Below are 21,749 nucleotides of genomic sequence, written 5' to 3' on the forward strand. Positions count from 1 at the left end.
TCGCTCCGGTAGGGATGAGACACGTCCCCGACCCCGACCAGCCAACAGCCGGTCATCGCGGCCGACCAGCGGCCGATCCAGCGGCAAAACCGCCGAAAGCCTCCACCCGGCACCGCCTGTACCGAGGGAGGCGTAGAGGGAGGCATCGCCCACGCATGCGTCAGCGTCATCCAGCGCGGTGCGCTGGATGATCCAAGGCTGACGCTCCGATGCGTACATGTGGGATCAGGTCCGTTTCATGTTGGCTGATGCCTGTCTACGGCGAACAGTACTCCCACTTGGCGGGAAGACAACACTTCTGACTGTGTTGATTTCCCCTTCCGTATGTGTTGACATCGCGGCCCTGGTCCACGTACAACCCTGGAAAACACCCCGCTTGGGTGAGAAACACAGATGTCCGGACACGCTCCCCGGCCGTGTCCGGACAGGGGGCAGTCTGAGCCGCCTACGGACTGCCCCGCCAAGCACACACAAACGCAGCCCCTGGCACAAGGGGGTTGCCGCACGTCGTCCCCGTCGAAGGACTCGCCATGCCGCACCTCCTGGTCACCGTCGGCTCACGTCAGGGGCTCCACGCCCGCCCCGCCGCGCTGTTCGTGCAGGCGGCGGCCCGTCAGCCGGTCAAGGTCAGCGTCGGCCGGCCCGAACAGGCCCTGGTCGACGCCAGGAGCCTGCTGTCCGTGCTCGCCCTCGGGGCCGGACAGGGCGACACCCTGCAGCTCAGCGCGGACGGCGAGCACGCCCAGGCCGCTCTCGAGGAGCTCGCGCTCCTGCTCTCCCAGGACCACGACGACTGACGACGCCGGTCCGCGACGCCGGTCCGCGACGCCGGTCCGCGACGCCTGGCGGCGTCGGCCGTACCGCATGCCGGAGGCCCCGGCTCCCGCCCTCGTGAGGGCTGGGGGCCGGGGCCTCCGGTTCGGGTCTTCCGCTGTGATGCGGTGGATCCGCGCCCGCGTGGCGAACGCAGGCCGCGCGCGGATCCGGGGTGCCGGTCGGGAGCGGAGGAGAGAGGGCCCGCTCTGGGTCCTTCCGGCGGTCAGATCAGGGAAGCGGTTCAGCCCTGGACGGACGCGACCTTCGAAGCAAGCGCCGACTTCTTGTTGGCGGCCTGGTTCTTGTGGATGACGCCCTTGGAGACGGCCTTGTCGAGCTGACGCGCGGCGGCGCGCTGGTACTCGGTGGCCTTCTCGGTGTCACCCGCGGCAGCGGCCTCGCGGGCCTTGCGGATCGCGGTCTTCAGAGAGGACTTGACGGCCTTGTTGCGCAGCCGGGCCTTCTCGTTGGTCTTGTTCCGCTTGATCTGGGACTTGATGTTCGCCACGAAGGAGCCTTTTCAGGTTCTGGTACGGGGCCGCGCGGGTCCCGTGCCGGTGATTTCTTGGGGTGTGCCTCGCGCTGAGAGGGCATGAGACACGATCCACCAATCTACCAGGGGCCCGTCACCCGCCCAAAACCGCCCGCCGGGGCCGACGGACCTCACGCCCTCCGGGCCCTTCGCCTCGCCCCGGTCACCCCCCGGGTCACCCCCGGCCGCTCCTGGCGCCCCCGTCACCCGTTACACCGCCGTCACCGCCCGAACCGGTACCGGCCCGCCGCCCGTGGGACGATGGAGGCTGCGTACAGACCCGACAGATCCGAACCGAGCCGCCGACCCCTGCGGATACCTCAAGAATCAGGACCCTGCGTGCCCGCGACCCCTAACAATGTGCCCGCGCCGAGCCGTACCGACCCGGCTCTGATCCGCAACTTCTGCATCATCGCGCACATCGACCACGGCAAGTCCACGCTCGCCGACCGGATGCTCCAGCTCACCGGTGTGGTCGAGCAGCGGCAGATGCGTGCTCAGTACCTCGACCGCATGGACATCGAGCGCGAGCGCGGCATCACCATCAAGTCCCAGGCCGTGCGGCTGCCCTGGGCCCCGAGCCAGGATCCGGGCAACACGCACATCCTCAACATGATCGACACCCCGGGGCACGTCGACTTCACGTACGAGGTCTCGCGGTCGCTCGCCGCCTGCGAGGGAACCGTCCTGCTGGTGGACGCGGCCCAGGGCATCGAGGCGCAGACCCTCGCCAACCTCTACCTGGCGATGGAGAACGACCTCACGATCATCCCCGTACTGAACAAGATCGACCTGCCGGCCGCGCAGCCCGAGAAGTTCGCGGAGGAGCTCGCCAACCTCGTCGGCTGCGAGCCCGAGGACGTGCTGCGGGTGTCCGCCAAGACCGGTGTCGGGGTCGACGGGCTTCTCGACAAGGTCGTACGGGAGATCCCCGCGCCCGTCGGGGTCGCCGACGCGCCCGCCCGCGCGATGATCTTCGACTCGGTCTACGACTCGTACCGCGGTGTGGTCACCTACGTCAGGGTGATCGACGGCCAGCTCAACCGGCGTGAGCGCATCCGGATGATGTCGACCGGCGCCACCCACGAGCTGCTGGAGATCGGCACCAACTCGCCCGAGATGCTGCCCGCCGACGGCCTCGGCGTGGGCGAGGTGGGGTATCTGATCACCGGTGTGAAGGACGTCCGCCAGTCCAAGGTCGGCGACACCGTCACCAGCCAGCACAAGGGCGCCACGGACGCGCTCGGCGGGTACAAGGACCCCAAGCCGATGGTGTTCTCCGGCCTGTACCCGCTGGACGGCTCCGACTATCCCGAGCTGCGCGAGGCGCTGGACAAGCTCCAGCTCAACGACGCGGCCCTGGTCTACGAGCCGGAGACCTCCGCGGCCCTCGGCTTCGGCTTCCGCGTCGGCTTCCTCGGCCTGCTGCACCTCGACGTCGTCCGGGAGCGGCTGGAGCGCGAGTTCGGCCTCGACCTGATCGCGACCGCGCCCAACGTGGTCTACCGGGTGATCATGGAGGACGGCGCCGAGCACGTCGTCACCAACCCGAGCGAGTTCCCCGAGGGCAAGCTCGACGAGGTGTTCGAGCCGGTGGTGCGGGCGACGATCCTGGCGCCCACCGAGTTCATCGGCGCGATCATGGAGCTCTGCCAGACCCGGCGCGGCACCCTGCTCGGCATGGACTACCTCTCCGAGGACCGGGTCGAGATCCGCTACACCCTGCCGCTCGCCGAGATCGTCTTCGACTTCTTCGACCAGCTGAAGTCCAAGACGCGCGGATACGCGTCGCTCGACTACGAGCCCACGGGCGAGCAGTCCTCCAGCCTCGTCAAGGTGGACATCCTGCTGCACGGCGACAAGGTGGACGCGTTCTCCGCGATCACCCACAAGGACCAGGCCTACGCGTACGGCGTACGGCTGGTCGCCAAGCTGAAGGAGCTCATCCCGCGGCAGAACTTCGAGGTGCCGGTGCAGGCCGCCGTCGGCTCCCGGGTGATCGCCCGCGAGACCATCCGCGCCATCCGCAAGGACGTCCTCGCCAAGTGCTACGGCGGTGACATCTCCCGCAAGCGGAAGCTGCTGGAGAAGCAGAAGGAGGGCAAGAAGCGGATGAAGATGGTGGGTGCGGTGGAGGTTCCGCAGGAGGCGTTCATCGCCGTCCTGTCCAGCGACGACAGCGCGGGGTCGGCCAAGGGCAAGAAGTGATCATCCGTTACCCGGAGTAAGCGGATGCCGCCCCGGCGGAACGGGCGCAACGGGGGCCCGCCGTGCGAAAGCGCAGCGGGCCCCCGGGTGTGTGAGCCGTCGCCCTGTGTGGGAAGTGACAGGCCACAGCCTCTTACGCAAGGGCCGGTCGCCCCTTACCCTGTCCCTGCTCGATAGTTACTCGCGAGTTAAACAACGGTCCGGGTCCGGCCCCGGCCCGCGACCCGCGGGTGAAAACCAGCCGCACGAGCCAGCCGCAACGCCGCGGGCCCCGGAGGATGTCGTGAGCGACACACAGACCCTGATCGAGAACCGTCCGCCCTCCGTGGCGGGCCTCTTCCTGGAACGGGTGACGGCCACGCCGGACGCCGAGGCGTACCGCTACCCGGTGCCCGCCGCCTCCGGTGAGGGCCCCGAGGAATGGGCGTCGCTGAGCTGGGCGCAGGCCGCCGAACGGGTGTACGCCATCGCGGCCGGGCTCATCGAGCTGGGCGTGGAGCCGGAGCAGCGTGTTGCGCTCGCCTCCTCGACCCGGGTCGAGTGGATCCTCGCGGACCTCGGCATCCTGTGCGCCGGAGCGGCCACCACCACGATCTACCCGCAGACCAACGCCGACGAGTCGGCGTTCATCCTGTCCGACTCCGGCAGCCGGGTGCTCGTCGCGGAGAACGCCGCGCAGCTGGCCAAGGCCGAGGAGCGGCGGGCCGAGCTGCCCGACCTCACCCATGTCGTGGTCGTGGACGCGGCCGGGGTCGAGTCCTCCGACCGGGTGCTGACGCTCGCCGAGCTGGAGCGGCGCGGGGCGGCGTACCTTCAGACGCATCCCGAGCTGATCAAGGAGCGGGTCGGCGCGATCACCGCCGACCAGCTCGCCACGCTGATCTACACCTCCGGCACCACCGGCCGCCCCAAGGGTGTGCGCCTGCCGCACGACAACTGGTCGTACATGGCCAAGGCGATCTCCGCGACCGGGCTGCTCGGCGCCGACGACGTGCAGTACCTGTGGCTGCCGCTGGCGCACGTCTTCGGCAAGGTGCTCACCTCGGGGCAGATCGAGGTCGGGCACGTCACCGCCGTCGACGGCCGCGTCGACAAGATCATCGAGAATCTGCCGGTGGTGCGGCCGACGTACATGGCGGCCGTGCCCCGGATCTTCGAGAAGGTCTACAACGGCGTCGCCGCCAGGGCCCGCGCGGGCGGTGCGGCCAAGTACAGGATCTTCCAGTGGGCGGCCGAGACGGCCCGCGAGTACGCCAAGGTCACCCAGGACAACTTCCAGCGCACCGGCAGCCGCAGCGCGCCTTTCGGGCTCGCCGCGCGGCACAAGGCCGCCGACGCGCTCGTCTACGCCAAGATCCGTGAGGCGTTCGGCGGCCGGCTGCGCGCCTGCATCTCCGGCAGCGCCGCCCTGGCCCCGGAGATCGGCTACTTCTTCGCCGGCGCCGGCATCCACGTCCTGGAGGGCTACGGCCTCACCGAGTCCTCCGCCGCGTCCTTCGTGAACCCCGGCGAGGCCTACCGCACCGGCACCGTCGGCAAGCCGCTGCCCGGCACCGAGGTGCGCATCGCGGAGGACGGCGAGATCCTGCTGCGCGGCCCCGGCATCATGCAGGGCTACCACCGGCTGCCCGAGAAGACCGCCGAGGTGCTGGAGACGGACGGCTGGCTCCACACCGGTGACATCGGTGAGCTGTCCGTGGACGGCTATCTGCGCATCACCGACCGCAAGAAGGACCTCATCAAGACCTCCGGCGGCAAGTACATCGCGCCCGCCGAGGTGGAGGGCCAGTTCAAGGCCGTGTGCCCGTACGTCTCCAACATCCTGGTGCACGGCGCCGACCGGAACTACTGCACCGCGCTCATCGCCCTCGACGAGATCGCCGTCCTGGAGTGGGCGAAGGACAACGGTCTCGAGGGCAGACCGTACGCCGAGGTGGTCGCCGCCCCGGCCACGGTCGAGATGGTCGACGGCTACGTCAAGGAGCTCAACCAGGGTCTGCAGCGCTGGCAGACCATCAAGAAGTTCCGCCTCCTGCCGCGTGACCTCGACGTCGAGCACGGCGAGATCACCCCGAGCCTGAAGCTGAAGCGGCCGGTGGTGGAGCGGGAGTACAAGCACCTCATCGACGACATGTACGCGGGCACGCGGGAGGCCTGACCCCGCCGCCCCGACGGCGTGACCGCTCGCCGGACCGTGCGCCGAGGCACACGGTCCGGCGGCCGTTGCGGCACCGCGTCCAGGAACGACATGTTCCGGACGATTCCGCGCCTCTTCGAACACCGGCATAGCACAGTCATCACCCATCACGGTCTACTTCGGTAACCCGGCGCAGCTGGGTGACGCCCTTCTGTCAGCATGCCCCCATCGGCTGTGGCGCATGGCGCCACCTCCTCGGGGAGCTGTCCATGCGGGCCATTCCGACCCAACGGGAGACCTTGTCCCTCGACGCGGGCGCTCCCGCGTACACCGGCGCGGACGGGAGCGCGCAACTGCGGACGACGCTGACCGGCAGTCCGCTCGCGCCGGGCGCGGCGCGCGGGCTGGTGCGGGAGGCACTGGCGGAGTGGAGCGCGCGCGGCCCGGTGGCCGCCGCCCGGCTCGGCGGGCGGGTGACGGACGACGCGATGATCGTCGTCAGTGAACTCGTCACCAACGCCGTCGTCCACGCGGGCACCGACGTGGAGCTGCTGTGCCGGCCGGACGAGGCCGGCGGGCTCGTGGTGGAGGTCGGCGACCACCATCCCTCGCGGGCGCCGCGCGAGACCGGGTCCGAAGTGGCGTACGAGACGCCGGAGTACGGCCGCGGGCTCCGGCTCGTCGCCACGCTCGCCGAGTCCTGGGGCATCACCTACCGCAGGGGCGCCAAGACGGTGTGGGCCCGCCTCACCCCCGAGGGCGCCGGCTGCGACGGGGACGGCTGCGACGGCGACTGCGGCGAGCCGTACCCGGGCGAGGACGCCGTCGACCGCGCCCTGGAACGCGGCCTCGGTGTCGCCGGGATCCTCGCCCCCGAACCGCGCCGCGCCGAACGTGACCGGGACTGGCTCGGCCGCGGCGCCCTGTCCTTCCTCGCCGAGGCCTCCGACCTGCTGGCCGGGCAGCTCGACGAGGACCTCGTCGCCGCGCTCGCCGGCCAGCTGATCGTGCCGAGGCTCGCCGACTGGTGCGCGGTGTGGCTGGAGGACGAGTCGCTGGCGCGCTGGGGCACCCGCACCCCCTACCCCGGTGCCGACGGCGGCGGCACGACGGCCGGGCCGCGGCTGGCCCGGGTCTGGCACAGCAGCGAGAACCGCATCGACGACCTGCGCGGCGCCCTGGCGAAGGAGCCGCCGCACCCGGCCGGCGGACCGCGCCCCGCTCCCGTCCCGTACCCCTGGCCCGGTGAGGTCCTCGGCCCGCACGACGCCCACGGCGCGGCCCTGGCGTACCGGCTGATCGCGGGCGGCCGTCCGCTCGGCACGCTCGTCATCGGCCGGTCCGGGGTGCCGTGCTTCCCCGACGAGATCACCGGGCTCGTCGAGGACCTCAGCCGCCGGGTCGGCCTCGCCATCGGCGCGGCCCGGCAGTACGGCCGCCAGGCCACCATCAGCGCCATCCTCCAGCGCGGGCTGCTGCCGGGCGCCGTCGCGGAGATCCCGGGGGTGAGCAGCGCGCTCGTCTACGAGCCGTGCGACAAGGGCGGCCCGAGCGGCGACTTCTACGACCTCTTCCCCGCCGGGAACGGCCGCTGGTGCTTCGCCGTCGGCGACGTCCAGGGCAAGGGACCCGAGGCGGCGGTGGTCATCGGGCTCGCCCGGCCCTGGCTGCGGCTGCTCGCCCGCGACGGGCATCCCGTCGGCGACGTCCTCGACCGCCTCAACCAGCTCCTCCTCGACGACGCCACCGAGGCCGCCGACGCGGCCGCCCGCGCCCTGGTCGCCGCCGGGGGCCGTGCCGTCGCCCCCGGGGACGGTCCGCAGACCCGCTTCCTGTCCCTCCTGTACGGCGAGCTCTCCCCGCTGCCCGGCGGCGGTGTCCGCTGCACCCTCGCCGCGGCCGGGCACCCGCTGCCGCTGCTGCTGGGCCCGGACGGCACGGTGTGCGCCGTCGCGCAGCCGCAGACCATCCTCGGCGTGGTCGAGGACGCCACGTACACCGCCGACACGTTCGTCCTCCGGCCGGGGGACACGCTGCTCTGCGTCACCGACGGGGTCACCGAACGCCGGGACGGTTCACGGCAGTTCGACGACGAGGACGGGCTGGCCTCGGCCCTGGCGGGCTGTGCCGGCCTGCCCGCGGCGGGGGTCGCCGACCGGATCCGCCGGCTCGTCCACGACTTCGCCCCCCACCCCCCGGACGACGACCTGGCCCTCCTGACCCTCCAGGTGGACCGGCTCCCTCCGGGCGACTGACCGACCGGCCTCCGCGGGCCCCCTGCGGGGCGGGGGCGGGAATCCCGTCCCCTTCGCGTGCCCGTCCCGGGCGCGTACCTGCCCCCGTCACGGAACCCGCGGGGTACGGGACAATGGGGCCATGCCCTCCGCACTTCCCGACGGCGAGCCCGTCCCCGCCGACGGTGCGCTGCCCGCCGCCGCGCTCGCCGGGGCCGCCGCCCGGCCCCTCGGCGTCTATCTGCACGTCCCGTACTGCGCGACCCGCTGCGGTTACTGCGACTTCAACACCTACACCGCCACCGAGCTGCGCGGCACCGGCGGCGTGCTCGCCTCCCGCGACAACTACGCCGACACCCTGATCGACGAGCTCCGCCTGGCCCGCAAGGTGCTCGGCGACGACCCGCGCGAGGTGCGCACGGTCTTCGTCGGCGGCGGCACCCCCACCCTGCTGGCCGCCGCCGACCTGGTGCGGATGCTGGCCGCGATCCGCGACGAGTTCGGGCTCGCGGCGGACGCCGAGGTGACGACGGAGGCGAACCCGGAGTCCGTCGACCCCGCCTACCTGGCCGCGCTGCGCGAGGGAGGCTTCAACCGGATCTCCTTCGGGATGCAGAGCGCCCGGCAGCACGTGCTGCGGGTCCTGGACCGCACCCACACCCCCGGCCGGCCCGAGGCATGCGTCGCCGAGGCCCGCGCGGCCGGCTTCGACCACGTCAACCTGGACCTGATCTACGGCACCCCCGGCGAGTCCGACGACGACTGGCGGGCCTCCCTCGACGCCGCGCTCGGCGCCGGACCCGACCACGTCAGCGCCTACGCCCTCATCGTCGAGGAGGGCACGCGGCTCGCCCGCCGCATCCGCCGCGGCGAGGTCCCGCCGACCGACGACGACGTGCACGCCGACCGGTACCTGATCGCCGAGGAGATGCTGTCGGCGGCGGGCCACGCGTGGTACGAGGTCTCCAACTGGGCCACCTCCGAAGCCGCCCGCTGTCTGCACAACGAGCTGTACTGGCGCGGCGCGGACTGGTGGGGCGCGGGCCCCGGGGCGCATTCGCACGTCGGCGGGGTGCGCTGGTGGAACGTGAAGCACCCCGGGGCGTACGCGGCGGCCCTGGCGGCGGGCCGCTCCCCGGGTGCGGGCCGCGAGATCCTCACCGACGAGGACCGCCGGGTGGAGCGGATCCTGCTGGAGCTGCGGCTGAGCGAGGGCGTACCGCTGTCCCTCCTCCGCGAGGAGGGCCTCGCGGCCTCCCGCCGCGCCCTGGCGGACGGCCTGCTGGAGGCCCGCCCCTACGACGACGGCCGCGCCGTCCTCACCCTGCGAGGCCGCCTGCTGGCGGACGCGGTGGTCAGAGACCTGGTCGACTGACCACCCACCGGCCGTGCCCAACCCGGCGTGCCCAACCCGCCGCGCCGTGCCCGGCGACGGGCTGCCCGTCCGGGAACCGACCGTGCGCCCCAGGGGGCTGATCACGGTGTGGCTTGCCGTGTCTGCCCGCGGTGGGTTGTCGCGCGGGGGGCGGATCGTCCGCCGTGGGGAGCCGGTCGCGGTGGGGGTTTGCCCGGCGCGCCTGTCCGGCGCACTCGTCCGGCGTCGGCCGGCCGGCCGGGGGCGGTCACGGCGAGGCCGGCTCCGTCCCGTCCAGTGTCACCAGGCCGAGCTCCCGCATGCTGTCGACGGTGTCCATGACCGTCGTCCCGACCGGCCGGGGACGCCAGCCCAGTACCTCGCGGGCGCGGTCGTTGCGGATGACCAGCCGCGCCGGTTCGTCGCCCGGCGCCTCCTTCACGGGTACGCGCGCCGCGAGCGGGCCGAGCAGCTCGCGCAGCAGGTCGGCCAGCTCCAGGAAACTGAGCGTGCCGCCGTCCCCGACCGCGAGGAAACGCCCGCCCGCCGCCTCCGGCACGGCCATCGCCCGCAGATGCGCGTCGGCCACGTCACGGACGTCGACCAGGCCGAAGCGCTGCCGCGGCACCGCCTCCATCGTGCCCTCCAGCATCATCCTGAGGAGCGTCACCGAGGAGCGCAGTTCGCTCGTCAGGGTGGGCCCCAGGATGAACGTCGGGTTGACCACGACCAGTTCGGTGTCACCGCCGTCGCGCTCCATGAGGTCCCAGGCGGCCCGCTCGGCGATCGTCTTCGAGCGCGGGTAGGGCGCGAGCCCGGGAGTGTCGGGGTCGGTCCAGTCGTCCTCGGTGAAGCCGGAGCCGGCGTCGGTGTCCGGCTTCGGCGTGTAGCCGATCGCGGCGAACGACGAGGTGAGCACCACCCGCCGGGCCCCCGCGTCACGCGCCGCCCGCAGCACCCGCAGGGTGCCCTCGCGGGCCGGGACGATCAGCTCGTCCGGGTCCGCGGGCTGGGCGACCGGGAACGGCGTGGCGACGTGATGGACCTCCGCGCAGTCGGCCACGGCCGTGGCCCAGCCGTCGTCGGACATCAGGTCCGCGGCGACGACCTCCAGCCCGGCGTCGTCGGCCCCGCCGCGCCGCACAGCGGCACGCAGGAACGCCTCCCGGGCCGTCGAGCGCACCGTGGTCCGCACCCGCCGTCCGTCCCGCAGCAGGGCGGCGATCAGATGCGTGGCCAGATATCCGGACCCGCCGGTCACCAGTACGCCGCTCATGCCGCCACTCCCTCACGTCCGAACGTCAGGCCCCCGACCGCGGCCTCGACCCGCCGTATCGCCGCCGCCTCCGCCTCGGTGTCACCGCGGTCGCGGGCGTCCCACAGCGCCGCCTTCTCCCGCAGATAGCCGAGCCGTGCCCGCTGGGCGGTGATCTCCTCCGCCACGCGCTCGGCGTGCCGCAGCAGCAGATCCCGCTGCTCGGCGGCCGCCGCCCGGCCCTGCGCCCGGTTGGCCAGGTAGGCGCGCATGTCCTCGATGCCCACCCCCACCGCGCGCAGACAGGCCAGTACCCCGGCGGTGTCGAGATCGTCCTGGTCGTACCGGCGGTGCCCGCTGCGCTCGTCCCGGGCGACCGGCCCGAGGAGCCCGACGTCTTCGTAGTAGCGCAGCGTCGGCTCACTGAGCCCGGTACGCCGCGACACGTCCTGGATGGCGAAAGTTTCCATACGACGAGCGGACCATACTTCAAGCGCTTGAGGTCAAGCGCACGCGAACTGATGACCCCTGCGAGTGAATGAGGACCAAACGCCGGTCCGGTCCCTACCCTGATTCGTAGGCTGCCGCCGACAGGACGCGGCGGATGTGGAGGCCACGGAGATGACCGCTGTGGACGAGCGCAGGATCACCCAGTTCTTCGAGGAGTTCGAACCTCCCGAGGGCTTCACCGTCGAGCTTCTCCGGGGGGATATCGTGATGATGGCCGGCCCTGATCTGGTCCACAACCTCATCGTCGCCGAGGTACAGGATCAGATTCCCCGCAGGCGGTGGACCCGGCTCCAGACCCAGGACCTCGACATCGTCAACGAAGCCAGCGAACCCGTTCCCGACCTCGTGGTGGCGGCACCTGGGGCGCTTCCCGCCTCAGGGCGTCTGCTGCCGTCCCGACTGGTCACGATGGTCGTCGAGGTCGTCTCCAAGACCAGCGTCGACCGCGACTACGGCGTCAAGCGGTCCATCTACGCCGCGGGCGGGGTGCCCGTCTATCTCATCGTCGACCCGATCATGGCCCAGTGCGTCCTGCTGACGAACCCCGTCGGCGAGGGCGAGCGGGCCGACTACAAGGGGCAGGAGAAGACGAAGTTCGGCGACCCGCTGCCCCTGGACGCTCTCGGTGTCGTCCTCGACACCAGCGGCTTCGGGACGTTGCCCGATGTCAAGCCGCACCGCTGGCCGTTGCCGTGACGAAGTCGATCAGTTCCTCCACCCGGCCCAGGAGTTCCGGTTCCAGGTCCTTGTAGGAGCGCACCCGGGACAGGATGTGCTGCCAGGCGGCGCCGGTGTTCTCCGGCCAGCCGAGGGCGCGGCACACGCCGGTCTTCCAGTCCTGGCCGTGCGGGATCCGGGGCCAGGCGGCGATGCCCACGGCGGACGGCTTCACGGCCTCCCACACGTCGATGTACGGGTGGCCCACCACCAGCGCGTGCTCGCCCGTCACCGACTCGGCGACACGCCACTCCTTGGTGCCCGGCACCAGGTGGTCCACCAGGACGCCGAGACGGGCGTCGGGGCCCGGCGCGAACCCGGCCACGACGGCGGGCAGGTCGTCCACACCCTCCAGGTACTCCACGACCACCCCCTCGACGCGCAGGTCGTCGCCCCACACCCGCTCGACCAGCTCCGCGTCGTGCCGCCCCTCGACGTAGATGCGTCCGGCGCGGGCCACCCGGGCGCGGGCGCCGGGGACGGCCACCGAACCGGAGGCGGTACGGGCGGGGCGCGCGGGAGCCCCCCGCGGAGGCCGTACGAGGGTCACCGGCTTCCCCTCCAGGAGGAAACCGCCCGGCCGCAGCGGGAACACCCGGTGCTTGCCGAAGCGGTCCTCCAGCGTCACCGTGCCCGCCTCGCAGCCGGTCACCGCGCCGCAGAAGCCGGTGCCGGGCTCCTCCACGACCAGTCCGGGCTCCGCCGGAACCTCCGGCACGGGCCGCTGCTTCTTCCACGGCGGGGTCAGGTCCGGTGAGTACGGGCGCATTCGGATGACGATAGGAGAAGTCGCGGGGCAGGTCTCACGACACGCCGAAACGGGCCGCCAGGGCGTCCCGCTGCGCCCGGACGAACGCCGCGTCCACCGCCGCGCCGTGCCCCGGCACGTAACGGGCGTCCGGGCCGCCGAGGGCGAGCAGCCGGTCCAGGGCGTCCGGCCAGCGGGACGGTACGGCGTCCGGGCCCGCCTGCGGTTCGCCGGACTCCTCGACGAGGTCGCCGCAGAACACCACCTCCGGATCGCCGGGCGACCGGCCGGGCACCAGGACGGCGAGATCGTGGGCGGTGTGACCGGGGCCCACGTTCGCCAGCAGCACCTGACGGCCGCCGCCCAGGTCCAGGGTCCACTCGCCGGAGACATGGTGGCGGGGCACGGTCAGCACGTCGGCCGCCTCGTCCGCCCCGGCGGGGTCCAGCCCGTTGCGCACGGCGTCCGCGCGCAGTTCCTCCCGCGCCCGCCGGGGCGTGAGCGCCGCGTCGATGCCGACCGCCCCGAACACCTCCGCCCCGGCGAACGCCGCCGCCCCGAAGACATGGTCGAAGTGGGGGTGGGTGAGAGCGAGATGGGTCACACGGCACCCCGCGAGCGCCTCCGCCCCCGTCCGCAGCCGCGCGCCCTCCCCGAGGTCCGCCCCCGCGTCGATCACCAGGGCCGCGTCACGGCCGACGACGAGGCCCGCGGTGCAGTCCCACCGGGGCAGACGGCACCGCCCCACCCCGGACGCCAGCCGCTGCCACCCGAGCTCTTCCCAAGTCACGGTCATGCGGGGACGCTAACTGTGACAGTGCTCTCGTGGGGCGTCCGGCGGCCCGTGCCTTGCCGGGGTGGTACCCCACCGCCGTACACTGGCCGGGGAGCGCTGGCACTCGCGCGCGCAGAGTGCCAGGCCGGATACCGGGGTACCACCCGGGCACCGTTGTGACGAGAGGCCGGAGGAGGGCGCGATGCTGAGTGAACGCAGGCTCCAGGTACTGCGCGCCATCGTCCAGGACTACGTCGGCACCGAGGAACCGGTCGGTTCCAAGGCGCTCACCGAGCGGCACAACCTCGGTGTCTCCCCGGCCACCGTCCGCAACGACATGGCCGCTCTCGAGGACGAGGGGTACATCGCCCAGCCGCACACCAGTGCCGGGCGCATCCCCACCGACAAGGGCTACCGGCTGTTCGTCGACAAACTCGCCGGCGTCAAGCCGATGACGCCCCCGGAGCGGCGCGCGATCCAGAACTTCCTCGACGGCGCCGTCGACCTCGACGACGTGGTGGCCCGCACGGTACGGCTGCTCGCGCAGCTGACCCGGCAGGTCGCCGTCGTGCAGTACCCGTCCCTGGTCCGCTCCACCGTGCGGCACGTCGAACTGCTGGCGCTCGCGCCCGCGCGCGTGATGCTGGTGCTGATCACGGACACCGGCCGGGTCGAGCAGCGGATGGTCGACTGCCCGGCGCCGTTCGGCGAGACCTCGCTGGCGGATCTGCGCGCCCGGCTCAACAGCCGGGTCGCCGGACGGCGCTTCACCGACGTGCCGCTGCTCGTCGAGGACCTGCCGGACGCGTTCGACGCCGAGGATCGCGGTACCGTTTCGACGGTGCTCTCCACTCTCCTGGAGACACTCGTCGAGGAGAACGAGGAGCGGCTCATGATCGGCGGCACCGCCAATCTGATGACCCGCTTCGGACATGACTTCCCCCTCACCATCCGGCCCGTCCTGGAGGCCCTGGAGGAACAGGTCGTCCTCCTCAAACTCCTGGGCGAGACGGGGGATTCGGGCATGACCGTACGCATCGGTCATGAGAACGCCTACGAGGGACTCAACTCCACGTCCGTGGTCTCGGTCGGCTACGGTTCGGGCGGCGAGGCAGTCGCCAAGCTCGGCGTGGTCGGACCGACCCGCATGGATTACCCGGGAACGATGGGAGCGGTACGCGCAGTGGCACGGTACGTCGGACAGATCCTGGCGGAGTCGTAAGTGGCCACGGACTACTACGCCGTACTCGGCGTACGCCGCGACGCGTCTCAGGACGAGATCAAGAAGGCCTTCAGGCGGCTCGCACGCGAGCTGCACCCGGACGTCAATCCGGACCCGAAGACCCAGGAGCGGTTCAAGGAGATCAACGCCGCCTACGAGGTGCTCTCCGACCCACAGAAGAAGCAGGTCTACGACCTCGGCGGCGACCCGCTCTCGCAGTCGGGCGGCGCCGGCGCGGCCGGCGGCTTCGGCGCGGGCGGCTTCGGCAACTTCTCCGACATCATGGACGCGTTCTTCGGCACGGCGTCGCAGCGCGGCCCGCGCTCGCGCACCCGGCGCGGCCAGGACGCGATGATCCGGCTCGAGGTCGAGCTGGACGAGGCCGCCTTCGGCACCACCAAGGACATCCAGGTCGACACGGCCGTCGTCTGCGGGACCTGCAACGGCGAGGGCGCCGCGCCCGGCACCGCCGCGCAGACCTGCGACATGTGCCGCGGCCGCGGCGAGGTGTCCCAGGTGACCCGGTCCTTCCTCGGCCAGGTCATGACCTCCCGCCCCTGCCCCCAGTGCCAGGGCTTCGGCACCGTCGTCCCGACGCCGTGCCCGGAGTGCGCGGGCGACGGCAGGGTCCGCTCCCGGCGCACCCTGACCGTCAAGATCCCGGCCGGTGTCGACAACGGCACCCGCATCCAGCTGGCCGGTGAGGGCGAGGTCGGTCCCGGCGGCGGCCCCGCGGGCGACCTGTACGTGGAGATCCACGAACTCCCGCACCCCACCTTCCAGCGGCGCGGCGACGACCTGCACTGCACGGTGACCATCCCGATGACCGCCGCGTCCCTCGGCACCAAGGTCCCGCTGGAGACCCTGGACGGCCTCGAAGAGGTGGACATCCGTCCGGGCACCCAGTCCGGCCAGTCCATCCCGCTGCACGGCCGGGGCATCACGCATCTGCGCGGCGGCGGCCGGGGCGACCTGATCGTGCACGTCGAGGTCCAGACCCCGACCAAGCTCGACCCCGAGCAGGAACACCTCCTGAGGGAACTGGCCAAGCTGCGCGGCGAGGAACGCCCGATAGGACAGTTCCAGCCGGGGCAGCAGGGACTGTTCTCCCGGCTGAAGGACGCCTTCAACGGCCGGTGACGGTCACGGTCGACGGCCGGTGGCGGTCACGGTCGACGGCCGGTCACGGTCGACCGAGCCGAGGGGCCTGGTGCGGCGCCGTTCGGGTGCCCGCCGGAGCCCTTTGCCGGTGGCCTATGACAACGTACGGGCCGATTCGGACTTGTTCGGTGGACGTGACAACATGCCGTCATGCCCACCGCGCTGACCGATCTCTGCCCGCTTCCGATCGTGCAGGCCCCCATGGCGGGCGGCGTCTCCGTGCCGCAGCTCGCGGCGGCGGTGTCCGAGGCGGGCGGGCTCGGGTTCCTGGCGGCCGGGTACAAGACGGCCGACGGCATGTACCAGGACATCAAGCAGATACGGGGGCTCACCGCGCAGCCCTTCGGCGTCAACGTCTTCCTGCCGCACCGGGCCTACGGGGAGTCCGGCGCCGTGGAGATCTACGCCAACCAGCTGGCCGGTGAGGCCGCCTGGTACGACACGGAACTGGGCGACCCCGACAGCGGCCGCGACGACGGCTACGACGCCAAACTCGCCGTGCTGCTCGACAACCCGGTGCCGGTCGTGTCGTTCCACTTCGGCGTGCCGCACCCGGACGTCCTGGAGTCGCTGCGCCGTGCCCGGACCTTCACGCTGGTCACCGCCACCACCCCCGAGGAGGCCCGCGCGGTGGAGCAGGCCGGGGCCGACGCGGTGATCGCGCAGGGCATGGAGGCCGGCGGCCACCAGGGCACCCACCGGGACAACCCGGAGACCGACTGCGCGGGCATCGCGCTGCTGCCGCTCGTCGCACAGATCCGCGAGATCGTGGACATCCCGGTCGTCGCCGCCGGAGGCATCATGCGCGGCAGCCAGATAGCCGCCGTCCTCGCGGCGGGCGCGAGCGCGGCCCAGCTGGGCACCGCGTTCCTCGCCACCCCCGAGTCCGGCGCGCACGCCCTGCACAAGCAGGCGCTGACCAACCCCCTCTACACCCGTACCGAGCTGACCCGCGCGTTCTCCGGACGCCCGGCGCGCGGCCTGGTCAACCGCTTCGTCCGCGAGCACGGCCGCTACGCCCCCGCCGCCTACCCGGACGTCCACCATCTGACCGCCCCGCTGCGCAAGGCCGCCGCCAAGGCCGGTGACCCGCAGGGCATGGCGCTGTGGGCGGGCCAGGGCCACCGCATGGCGCGCGAGATGCCGGCGGGCCGCCTGGTGGAGGTGCTGGCGACCGAACTCGCCGACGCCCTCACCGCGTTGACGGGTCCGCCGCAGTCCCGAGGAGAATTCTGATGACAGCACCGGTCTTCGTGGTCGAGCACCTCGCCACGGGCGGCGCCGACGCCCCGGGCGGGACGGACGGTCCCGGCGGCACCGGCCGTTACGTCCTCGACGGCCCCGAGGGGCGGCACGCCGTCTCCGTGAAGCGGCTCCAGCCCGGCGAGGAGGTCGTCCTCACCGACGGCGCCGGACGCTACGCGGTGTGCGAGGTCACCGGCACCGAGGGCAAGGACCGGCTGATCCTCCGGATGACCTCCGTCGAGGAGGAACCGGCGCAGGCGCCGCGCATCACGGTCGTCCAGGCCCTCCCCAAGGGCGACCGGGGCGAGCTGGCGGTGGAGACGATGACCGAGGTCGGCGTCGACGCGATCGTGCCGTGGCAGGCGGCCCGCTGCATCACCCAGTGGCGCGGGGAGCGCGGTCTGAAGGCGCTCGGCAAGTGGCGGGCCACCGCCAGGGAGGCCGGCAAGCAGTCCCGCCGGGTCCGCTTCCCGGAGGTCGCGGACGCGGCGACGACCAAGCAGGTCGCGGCACTTCTCGCCGGGGCGGACTTCGCCGCCGTGCTCCACGAGAGCGGCGAGATCCCGCTCGCCACCGCCGAACTCCCCGCCGAGGGCGAGATCGTGCTGGTCGTGGGGCCCGAAGGAGGCGTGTCACCCGAGGAGTTGGCGGCGTTCACCGAAGCGGGCGCGAAGCCGTACGTCCTCGGGCGCACCGTGCTGCGCACCTCGACGGCCGGTACGGCGGCCGCCGCGCTGCTGCTGGGCCGCACCGGCCGCTGGTCCTGACCGAACACCTGACCCTGCGTCAACTCACCACAAGGCGTGGGTCACCCGAGTGGCCGCATGTGCTCTACCGCGGGCGCCGGGACGGTGGCACGCTGTCCTCCATGGGTGCATTCAGCCGTATTTGGCCAGGGCGACGCGGACGGCGCGCCGCCGCCGTCGCCGGGCTCGCCGTGATCGCCGTGGGCGGAGTCGCCGCCTGCCAGCCGGGCGGCGTGAGTTCGGCGACCGTGGCGTACACGACCGACCGGACCGCGACGGCGGAACTCACCCGCCGGCACGTGAACGTCCGGTGGCTCACCTGCACGGCGGACTACGGCGACAGGTCGTCGAGGACCACGTCCCCTTCGGCGGCGGCACAGACGATCGCGTCGGTCGACTGCCGGGGGCAGACCGCCGACAACCGGGCCGTCACCGTCACCGGCAAGGTCACCGGGGGTGTCGACGGAGCCTGTGTGCGGGGCGACCTGACGGCCGAGGTCGGCGGCAGGCAGTGGTTCCACGTGAACGGACTGGGCAACTGCGACGCGACCACGGGACCCGCGTACACCCCGCCGGTGACGTACGCGCCGACCCGAGGCGGCCGACAGCCGGGCCCCACGGTGACGGTGACCCGCACCATCTGGTGCAAGGGCGACCCCACCTGCTGGCCGGTCCAGGGCAAGTGACCGCGGACGGCGGCCTGTCCGGAAGCGCAGCTGATCCGCCCCCTGCCGCCGGAAGCCCGGCCTGCATAGGGTGACGGGGTGACTCACCCCGTATCGCCCGCCCAGGCGGCGTATCCAAGGTTTCCGCACCTGCACGCCGGCCACGTCACCTTCACCGCCGAGGACGATGTCTGGCTCGCCCCGCTCGACGGCGGCCGGGCCTGGCGCGTCAGCGCCGACAACGTACCGGTGAACCACCCCCGCATCTCGCCCGACGGCACCACCGTCGCCTGGACCTCCACCCGGGACGGCGCCCCCGAGGTGCATGTCGCCCCCGTCGACGGCGGACCGTCGAAACGCCTGACGTACTGGGGGAGCCTGCGCACCCAGGTGCGCGGCTGGACCCCCTCCGGCGAGGTCCTCGCCCTCAGCACCCAGGGCCAGGCGAGCCTGCGCCGCAGCTGGGCCCGCGCCGTCCCGCTGGACGGCGGACCGGCGGCCGTCCTGCCGTACGGCCCGGTCGGCGACGTGGCGTACGGCCCGCGCACCGTGCTGCTGTCCGCGCCCATGGGCCGTGAGGCCGCCTGGTGGAAGCGCTACCGGGGCGGCACGGCCGGCAAACTGTGGATCGCCGAGGAGCGCGAGGGAACCGGAGACACCGGGCAGGCCGGACAGGCCGGTGGGGCAACGGAGTTCACCCGCCTCCACCAGGACCTCGACGGCAACATCGAGTACCCGTTCTGGGTGGGGGACCGGATCGCCTTCCTCTGTGACCACGAAGGCACCGGCGCCCTCTACTCCTCCCTCGCCGACGGCTCCGACCTGCGCCGCCACACCCCGCTCGACGGGTTCTACGCCCGCCACGCCGCCACCGACGGCACCCGCGTCGTCTGGTCCGCCGCGGGCGAACTCTGGCTGCTCGACGACCTCGACGGCGCCGAACCCCGCCGCCTGGACCTCCGTCTCGGCGGCTCCCGCACCGACCAGCAGCCCGCCCCGGTGGACGCCGCCCACTGGTTCGGCTCCGCGTCCCCCGACCACACCGCCCGCGGCAGCGCCGTGGCCGTACGCGGCGGGATCCACTGGGTCACCCACCGCTCCGGCCCCGCCCGCGCCCTCGCCGCCGCCCCCGGCGTACGCGCCCGCCTGCCCCGCGCGTTCCGCGCCGACGGCGAGGAATGGGTGGTGTGGGTGACCGACGCCGAGGGCGACGACGCCCTGGAGTTCGCCCCCGCCACCGGCCTCACCCCCGGCGCCACCCCGCGCCGCCTCGCCGCGGGCCGCCTCGGCCGGGTACTGGACCTCGCCATGGCCCCCGACGGCAGCCGCGCCGCCGTCGCCGCGCACGACGGACGGCTGCTCCTCGTCGAACGGGAGACCGGCGAGGTCCGCGAGGTCGACCGCAGCGAGGACGGCGACGTCTCCGGCCTCGTCTTCTCACCCGACTCCGCATGGCTCGCCTGGTCGCACCCCGGCCCCCGCCCGCTGTGCCAGATCAGGCTCGCCAGCACCACCGACCTGTCGGTCACCGAGGCCACCCCGCTGCGCTTCCAGGACTACGCGCCCGCCTTCACCCTCGACGGCAAGCACCTCGCCTTCCTCTCCACCCGCTCCTTCGACCCCGTCTACGACGAGCACGTCTTCGACCTGTCCTTCGTCGTCGCCGACCGCCCCCACCTCATCACCCTCGCCGCGACCACGCCCTCCCCGTTCGGCCCGCAGCGCCACGGCCGGCCCTTCGAGACGCCGGACAAGGACGAGACCCCCGACAGCGAGGGCACCCCCGCCACCCGCATCGACCTGGACGGCCTCGCCGACCGCATCGTGCCGTTCCCCGTCGAGGCCGCCCGCTACTCCGGGCTGCGCGCCGCGAAGGACGGCGTGCTGTGGCTGTGCCACCCGGTGCAGGGCGTCCTCGGCACCTCCCGCGCCACCCCCGACGACCCCGGCCCCAAGACCCTGCTGGAACGCTACGACCTCGCCCAGCAGCGCCTCGAACACCTCGCGGGCGACGCCGACCACTTCCAGGTCAGCGGCGACGGCAAACGCGTCCTGCTGTGGTCCGACGGCAAGCTGCGCGTCGTCCCCAGCGACCGCCGCGCCCCGTCCGACGACGACGGCGACGCCGCCGTCACCGTCGACCTCGGCCGCATCCGCCAGACCGTCGACCCGGCGGCCGAGTGGCGGCAGATGTACGAGGAGAACGGCCGCATCATGCGGGACAACTTCTGGCGCGCCGACATGAGCGGCGTCGACTGGGACGGCGTCCTGGACCGCTACCGCCCCGTCCTCGACCGGATCGCCACCCATGACGACCTGGTCGACCTGCTGTGGGAGGTGCACGGCGAACTCGGCACCTCGCACGCCTACGTCACCGCGCGCGACACCTTCGGCCACGGCCCCCGGCAGGGCCTGCTCGGCGCCGACCTCTCCCGGCACGACGACGGGCAGTGGCGCGTCGACCGTGTCCTGCCCTCCGAGACCTCCGACCCCGACGCCCGCTCCCCGCTCGCCGCGCCCGGCGTCGCGGTGCGCGCCGGCGACGCGATCGTCGCGGTCGCCGGGCAGAGCGTCGACCCGGTGACCGGCCCCGGCCCGCTGCTCGTCGGCACGGCGGGCAAGGCCGTCGAGCTGACCGTCTCCCCGGCCGGCGGCGGCGACCTGCGGCACGCCGTCGTCGTCCCCCTCGACGACGAGGAGCCGCTGCGCTACCACGCCTGGGTCGCCGACCGGCGCGCCCACGTCCACGAACGTTCCGGCGGCCGGCTCGGCTACCTCCACGTGCCGGACATGATGGGCGCCGGCTGGGCCCAGATCCACCGCGACCTGCGTGTCGAGGTGGCCCGCGAGGGCCTGGTCGTCGACGTCCGGGAGAACCGCGGCGGCCACACCTCCCAGCTCGTCGTGGAGAAACTGGCCCGCCGGATCGTCGGCTGGAACCGGCCGCGCGGGATGCGCCCCTACAGCTACCCGCAGGACGCGCCCCGCGGCCCCGTGGTCGTCGTCGCCAACGAGTTCTCCGGCTCCGACGGCGACATCGTCAACGCGGCGATCAAGGCGCTCGGCATAGGGCCGGTGGTCGGCACCCGCACCTGGGGCGGCGTCATCGGCATCGACAGCCGCTACCGCCTGGTCGACGGCACCCTCGTCACCCAGCCCAAGTACGCCTTCTGGCTGGAGGGCCAGGACTGGGGCGTGGAGAACCACGGTGTCGACCCGGACGTGGAGGTGGTCCGGACCCCCCAGGACTGGGCGGCGGGCAGAGACCCGCAGCTCGACGAGGCGATCCGCCTGGCCCTGGAATCCCTGGAGACCACCCCGGCGAAGACCCCACCCGCAGAGCCCGCCTGAGGCACCGGCGGGCCGGGGCGCGGGGCCGCGGCCACCGGCCCGGCCCCGGCCGCCACGGCCGGGGCCGGCATGC

The 21,749-nt window shown here is 72.9% G+C and carries 17 protein-coding genes; 12 read left to right on the forward strand and 5 right to left on the reverse strand.

The window, feature by feature from the left end; genetic code table 11:
• Positions 1-530 precede the first annotated feature (530 nt).
• On the forward strand, positions 531-797 hold the full coding sequence (locus tag ABZ862_RS35040; RefSeq protein WP_360967482.1) for an HPr family phosphocarrier protein: 267 nt from the start codon (positions 531-533) through the stop codon (positions 795-797).
• A gap of 260 nt (positions 798-1,057) precedes the next feature.
• On the opposite strand, the gene rpsT is transcribed toward ABZ862_RS35040, so the two are convergent.
• Entirely contained in the window at positions 1,058-1,324 is a 267-nt protein-coding gene (gene rpsT / locus ABZ862_RS35045; RefSeq protein ID WP_360967485.1) for a 30S ribosomal protein S20, read from the reverse strand.
• Positions 1,325-1,687: 363 nt separating this feature from the next.
• Here rpsT and lepA point away from each other — a divergent pair, with 363 nt between their 5' ends.
• The 4 genes from lepA to hemW all read left to right on the forward strand — a co-directional run bounded on the left by lepA (position 1,688) and on the right by hemW (position 9,302).
• Positions 1,688-3,556, forward strand: coding sequence for a translation elongation factor 4 (gene lepA / locus ABZ862_RS35050; RefSeq protein ID WP_360967489.1), 1,869 nt, complete (start codon positions 1,688-1,690; stop codon positions 3,554-3,556).
• A 283-nt stretch (positions 3,557-3,839) separates the two neighbouring features.
• Complete coding sequence (locus ABZ862_RS35055; RefSeq protein WP_360967492.1) at positions 3,840-5,714, forward strand: AMP-dependent synthetase/ligase; 1,875 nt, start codon at positions 3,840-3,842, stop codon at positions 5,712-5,714.
• A gap of 248 nt (positions 5,715-5,962) precedes the next feature.
• Positions 5,963-7,948: an ATP-binding SpoIIE family protein phosphatase gene (locus ABZ862_RS35060; RefSeq protein ID WP_360967495.1), complete on the forward strand. Its 1,986-nt coding sequence runs from the start codon at positions 5,963-5,965 to the stop codon at positions 7,946-7,948.
• Positions 7,949-8,069: 121 nt separating this feature from the next.
• Positions 8,070-9,302: a radical SAM family heme chaperone HemW gene (gene hemW, locus ABZ862_RS35065; RefSeq protein WP_360967498.1), complete on the forward strand. Its 1,233-nt coding sequence runs from the start codon at positions 8,070-8,072 to the stop codon at positions 9,300-9,302.
• Positions 9,303-9,549: 247 nt separating this feature from the next.
• Here the strand turns inward: hemW and ABZ862_RS35070 are convergent, their stop codons facing one another.
• Positions 9,550-10,557 (reverse strand): NAD-dependent epimerase/dehydratase family protein, encoded by a 1,008-nt coding sequence (locus ABZ862_RS35070; protein WP_360967501.1) that lies wholly within the window; start codon positions 10,555-10,557, stop codon positions 9,550-9,552.
• Complete coding sequence (locus ABZ862_RS35075; protein ID WP_360967504.1) at positions 10,554-11,006, reverse strand: MerR family transcriptional regulator; 453 nt, start codon at positions 11,004-11,006, stop codon at positions 10,554-10,556. The genes ABZ862_RS35070 and ABZ862_RS35075 overlap by 4 nt, the downstream gene beginning before the upstream one ends.
• A 151-nt stretch (positions 11,007-11,157) precedes the next feature.
• Here ABZ862_RS35075 and ABZ862_RS35080 point away from each other — a divergent pair, with 151 nt between their 5' ends.
• The gene (locus tag ABZ862_RS35080) at positions 11,158-11,742 is read left to right on the forward strand and encodes a Uma2 family endonuclease (RefSeq protein WP_360967507.1); all 585 of its coding nucleotides are present in this window, start codon (positions 11,158-11,160) and stop codon (positions 11,740-11,742) included.
• On the opposite strand, the gene ABZ862_RS35085 is transcribed toward ABZ862_RS35080, so the two are convergent.
• Both ABZ862_RS35085 and ABZ862_RS35090 read right to left on the reverse strand, forming a co-directional pair.
• On the reverse strand, positions 11,714-12,532 hold the full coding sequence (locus tag ABZ862_RS35085; RefSeq protein ID WP_360967510.1) for a DUF3097 domain-containing protein: 819 nt from the start codon (positions 12,530-12,532) through the stop codon (positions 11,714-11,716). The genes ABZ862_RS35080 and ABZ862_RS35085 overlap by 29 nt on opposite strands.
• Positions 12,533-12,566: 34 nt before the next feature.
• Complete coding sequence (locus ABZ862_RS35090; protein ID WP_360967512.1) at positions 12,567-13,307, reverse strand: MBL fold metallo-hydrolase; 741 nt, start codon at positions 13,305-13,307, stop codon at positions 12,567-12,569.
• Between the two features lie 181 nt (positions 13,308-13,488).
• On the opposite strand from ABZ862_RS35090, the gene hrcA reads away from it, so the two are divergent.
• From hrcA to ABZ862_RS35120, 6 genes are all read left to right on the forward strand, one after another.
• Positions 13,489-14,508, forward strand: a complete 1,020-nt coding sequence (gene hrcA, locus ABZ862_RS35095; RefSeq protein ID WP_360967515.1) for a heat-inducible transcriptional repressor HrcA — start codon at positions 13,489-13,491, stop codon at positions 14,506-14,508.
• The gene (dnaJ, locus tag ABZ862_RS35100) at positions 14,509-15,648 is read left to right on the forward strand and encodes a molecular chaperone DnaJ (protein WP_360967517.1); all 1,140 of its coding nucleotides are present in this window, start codon (positions 14,509-14,511) and stop codon (positions 15,646-15,648) included. It abuts the gene before it with no gap.
• Positions 15,649-15,819: 171 nt separating this feature from the next.
• Positions 15,820-16,905 carry a nitronate monooxygenase gene (locus ABZ862_RS35105; protein WP_360967520.1) on the forward strand — a complete coding sequence of 362 codons (1,086 nt, stop codon included), beginning with the start codon at positions 15,820-15,822 and terminating at the stop codon, positions 16,903-16,905.
• Positions 16,905-17,681, forward strand: a complete 777-nt coding sequence (locus ABZ862_RS35110; RefSeq protein WP_360967523.1) for a 16S rRNA (uracil(1498)-N(3))-methyltransferase — start codon at positions 16,905-16,907, stop codon at positions 17,679-17,681. Before ABZ862_RS35105 ends, ABZ862_RS35110 begins: the two co-directional genes overlap by 1 nt.
• A gap of 101 nt (positions 17,682-17,782) precedes the next feature.
• Positions 17,783-18,346, forward strand: coding sequence for a hypothetical protein (locus tag ABZ862_RS35115; RefSeq protein WP_360967526.1), 564 nt, complete (start codon positions 17,783-17,785; stop codon positions 18,344-18,346).
• Between the two features lie 78 nt (positions 18,347-18,424).
• Positions 18,425-21,676 carry a S41 family peptidase gene (locus tag ABZ862_RS35120; protein WP_360967529.1) on the forward strand — a complete coding sequence of 1,084 codons (3,252 nt, stop codon included), beginning with the start codon at positions 18,425-18,427 and terminating at the stop codon, positions 21,674-21,676.
• Positions 21,677-21,749: the final 73 nt, after the last annotated feature.

This window comes from Streptomyces sp. NPDC047000 (assembly GCF_040644295.1).
GTDB lineage: Bacteria > Actinomycetota > Actinomycetes > Streptomycetales > Streptomycetaceae > Streptomyces.